Annotated in this window: 5 protein-coding genes; all 5 read right to left on the bottom strand. The window is 65.7% G+C overall.

Features of this window, described 5'->3' with window-relative positions; genetic code table 11:
* Positions 1-306: HNH endonuclease family protein (locus tag AC2VOG_RS12540; RefSeq protein ID WP_486940222.1), on the bottom strand; the 306-nt coding region annotated here is incomplete at its 3' end.
* Positions 307-733: 427 nt separating this feature from the next.
* The gene (locus AC2VOG_RS12535; RefSeq protein WP_486940221.1) at positions 734-1,045 is read right to left on the bottom strand and encodes a hypothetical protein; all 312 of its coding nucleotides are present in this window, start codon (positions 1,043-1,045) and stop codon (positions 734-736) included.
* 473 nt (positions 1,046-1,518) lie between these two features.
* Positions 1,519-2,058: an rRNA maturation RNase YbeY gene (gene ybeY / locus AC2VOG_RS12530; RefSeq protein WP_486940220.1), complete on the bottom strand. Its 540-nt coding sequence runs from the start codon at positions 2,056-2,058 to the stop codon at positions 1,519-1,521.
* A gap of 4 nt (positions 2,059-2,062) precedes the next feature.
* Positions 2,063-3,097, bottom strand: a complete 1,035-nt coding sequence (locus AC2VOG_RS12525; RefSeq protein WP_486940219.1) for a PhoH family protein — start codon at positions 3,095-3,097, stop codon at positions 2,063-2,065.
* Positions 3,098-3,278: 181 nt separating this feature from the next.
* Positions 3,279-3,925: 16S rRNA (uracil(1498)-N(3))-methyltransferase (locus AC2VOG_RS12520; RefSeq protein ID WP_486940218.1), on the bottom strand; the 647-nt coding region annotated here is incomplete at its 5' end.

The raw sequence follows: 3,925 nt of genomic DNA, 5'->3' as shown, positions 1-3,925 counted from the left end.
CCACTGTTGAGCACCCTTTTGCCATGCGTCCAGGATTGGCACGATGTGATCGACTTGTACTTGGGTTGAGGTTCCAGGGCCGCGCTGGTAGAGAATTGTGGTTCCGCTGTAAGGATCGTTCAGGACGCCGCTGAGGACGATGCAGGCTGTGCGGCCTGGTTTGAAGCCGACGCCGGTGAGGTCGCGTTTGAGGATGTCGTTGCGCGTGTCACAGCCGTTGTGGCCGCCGGGAACAGTGACGTCGTCAGTCCAGGGCGTGCCGAAGAGTGCGCGGTCATAGCCGGTTTTCGGGGCGCGTCCTTTGATGGGGATCGCGGCGAGTTTCGCGCGCTCCCGCGTCGTCGGTGACGTGCTGAGTCAAGGCGTTGGCGCGCTCCACGTCGGTGATGGCCCCGACGATTGTCGAGACGCCGTCGCGATAAAAGCGGCTACGGCCAGTAGCACACATACAACGCCTGCCGAGCAGGCGGCGATCAGCGCTTTTCTACCCGCCGTCATGGCGCTCCTAATGTGCTGCGTGGTCCGATGGACAGAGACGTCTTCGCGGGCGGCGATCCAGGTACAGCTTGTCGACGCTGGGCAGGTTACCCGGGAATCGGGCGGGTCGGGGATGGACCGCCCGATGGCGAGGGCGGACGTCGAGCCGTCTAGAAAATTGGCGGTATCCTCGGCGAAAGCCGACGCGGCAAGTGCGCAGGCGAAACCCGACAACAAAACATCGGTGGCGCCTGGATCACTTCACCGCGCCGCCGCAGCCACCGGGACTGGCTGGAGAGCCGTCGGCGTTGACGCACTGCATGTCCGGCGCCAACAGACCGTTGGGATGCCCGATCACCGGGACACCGTATTGGATGACGTGCCATTTCGTGCCGTCGGGGTAGGGCGCCCCGTCGCAGTAGCCGAGCCAGATTTGGCTGCCCGCGCCGCCGCCGGGGCAGTAGCCGGCGGCCATGTTCGGTATGTGATCGTCGGCGCGTGCCGTCGGGGCGAACGCGACGAGCGCGACGGCGCTGGAAGCGGCGACGGCCGCGATGAGGTGTTTCATTGCTATTTACCCTTTTGCACGCACGCAGCGGTTAGCGCTGCGTGATCGGTCCGGTAGTCGATGTGGGCACGTTCGCTCGTCTGTGTAATCGTCGCCGTATCGGTTGGATAGCTGGTCATTGGAATCTCCTCGCAAGTAGCAAAGCTCTCCAGCATTGCACGCCGCACCGCTGGCTGGAAGGGGTGATGTTTAAGGCGTCGGTGAGAGGACAGCGCCGGCAGGAACCGTCCTGGCGTTGAGCGCCTTGGACGAGTACCGAGAAGCCGGCGAACGGGCGCCAGGCGACGTCGCGGTCTGTTCTGTGGGCCAGGCGGAAAGCTCTGTGGCGTCCGGCGGGGCCGAGGTGGTCAGGAGAACAGGGGTCACGGGCTCCCCTAATCTCTTTACGAGAGGAGCGTTCGCGGGGTCAACGATATTCAGCCCAGCGCGGGCCATGCTTGATCTGGCTTTACCAGATCACGACGCAACGCAGGCTAGCGTCCATTCTCGAAATACCTTGATTTGTCCAGCAACCGCTGGTCTCGCTCGTGCTGACGTTGCAGACGGTAGAACTCGACCTGATCGGCCACCCACTCTTCGAGCAGGCGGCGCTGCAGACCGAACATCTCTTTTTCTTCGTCCGGCTCGGCGTGGTCGTAGCCGAGCAGGTGCAGGACACCGTGAATTGTCAACAGCGCCAACTCATGTCCCAGCGAGTGACCGGCCGCCGCGGCCTGCTCGGCGGCGAACTCGGGGCACAGCACAATGTCGCCGAGCATGGCTGGTCCCGGCTCGGGCGCATCGGGACGACCGCCGGGCTCGAGCTCGTCCATCGGAAAGCTCATCACGTCGGTCGGCCCGGGTAGATCCATCCAGCGCATGTGCAGGTCGGCCATCGCCGCCGTGTCCAGCAATACCATGGATAGCTCAGCGGCCGGGTTGACATCCAGCTGAGTGATGACAAACTTTGCGACGCTGATCAATTCGGATTCCGACACGTCGAACCCGGACTCGTTGGCGACCTCGATCGTCACGGCATCACCGCGCGCCCGAACCACGTCGAGCAGCCCGGTTCATCGACAGACCCGGTTGCTCGTGGCGCGCATAGGCGTCGACGATTTCGGACACCAATCGGTGGCGCACCACATCGGCACTGGTGAGCTCCGAGATGTGGATGTCGTCGATCCCGTCGAGGATGTCGACCGCGGCGCGTAGGCCCGATCGGTGGTTGCCTGGCAAATCTATCTGCGTAACATCGCCGGTGACAACGACTTTGGAGCCAAACCCGAGTCGGGTGAGGAACATCTTCATCTGCTCGGCGGTGGTGTTCTGCGCCTCGTCGAGGATGATGAACGCGTCATTGAGCGTGCGGCCTCGCATGTACGCCAGCGGCGCGACCTCGATCACTCCCGACGACATCAGCTTCGGGATCAACTCGGGGTCCATCATGTCGTGCAGCGCGTCGTAGAGCGGACGAAGGTAGGGGTCGATTTTCTCGCTCAGCGTGCCCGGTAGAAAGCCAAGGCGCTCACCGGCTTCCACGGCCGGCCGGGTCAAAATAATGCGGGTGACCTGTTTGGTCTGCAGCGCGTTGACGGCCTTGGCCATTGCCAGGTAGGTCTTACCGGTGCCGGCCGGACCGATCCCGAACACGATGGTGTGGTCGTCGATCGCATCCACGTAGCGCTTCTGGTTGAGCGTCTTGGGGCGAATCGTCTTGCCGCGCCGGGACAGGATGTCCAGCGTCAGCACCTCGGCCGGTGACTCGTTGCCGGTGCCGGCCAGCATCGCGACGCTGTGGCGGACGCCTTCTGGGGTGAGCGCCTGGCCGCCGGCGACGATCGCCACCAACTCGGCGAGCGCCCGTTCGGCGAGCGCGATATCGGCCGGTTGTCCGGAGATGGTCACGGCGTTGCCGCGCACGTGCAGATCCGCGGCCAGCAAGCGTTCGAGTTCACGCAGGTTTTCGTCGGCGGAACCGAGCAGGCCCATGACGAGGTCGGGCGGAACATCGATGCTGCTGCGAACCGAGGATGTGGACGGGCCAGCAGCGTTGGTTTCGCGGGGCGTCACGTGTGTTCCGATGCCTGCTTTCTGCGGTCTAGCCAGCGGGTTGGCAATTGGAGTCTACCGCCGGCAGGTGGGCCAGCCCAATGCTCAGCGTTCTCGCCCGGCAACTCCGAGATCGACGCTAGCGCGGAAAAAGTCGAGAGCACGTCACGCCCACGTCGATCTCGGCGCGCTCCGCGCGAAATCATTGGTGCGACCACCGGGGCGTCAGCACGCCCAGCGCGCCCAGCGCCACGGCAGCCGCGGTCGAGGTGCGCAGCACGGTCGGGCCGAGCCGGACGGGTGCGGCGCCGGCATCGACGATCGCGGTCAACTCCTCGGGGGCGATCCCACCCTCCGGGCCGACCACCAATAGCACCGACTTCGCCTGCTCCAGAACCACGTTCGTCAAGGGCAGCTCGGCTGCCGCGTCCAGCGCTACAACGACCCCGCCAACGGCCAATGCCTCGCCGACCCGCTCGGTCAACGTCGCGGTCGACCACACACCGTCGACGGTCGGAACATAGGCGCGTCGGCACTGCTGCGCGGCGGCGCGGGCCACCGCACGCCAGCGTCGCAGACCCTTGTCGGCACGGGCACCGTCCCAGCGGGCCACACAGCGCGCGGCCTGCCAGGCCACCAGCGCGTCGGCGCCGGCCTCGGTGGCCAGTTCGACGGCCAGCTCGGACCGCTCGGATTTCGGCAGCGCCTGGACCACCGTGACCGGCGGCCGAACCGGCGGCACCTGCCGACGCTCGACCACCCTGGCCCGCAGGCCATCGCGGGAGGTCTCCTCGACGACACAGCGAGCCAGCGCGCCGGAGCCGTCGCCGAGGTCCAACTCCTCGCCGA

The sequence above is a fragment of the Mycobacterium sp. TH-M11 genome, from assembly GCF_057473725.1.
The sequence above is the reverse complement of the archived record's forward strand: the minus strand, read 5'-3'. Positions and strand labels throughout refer to the sequence as shown.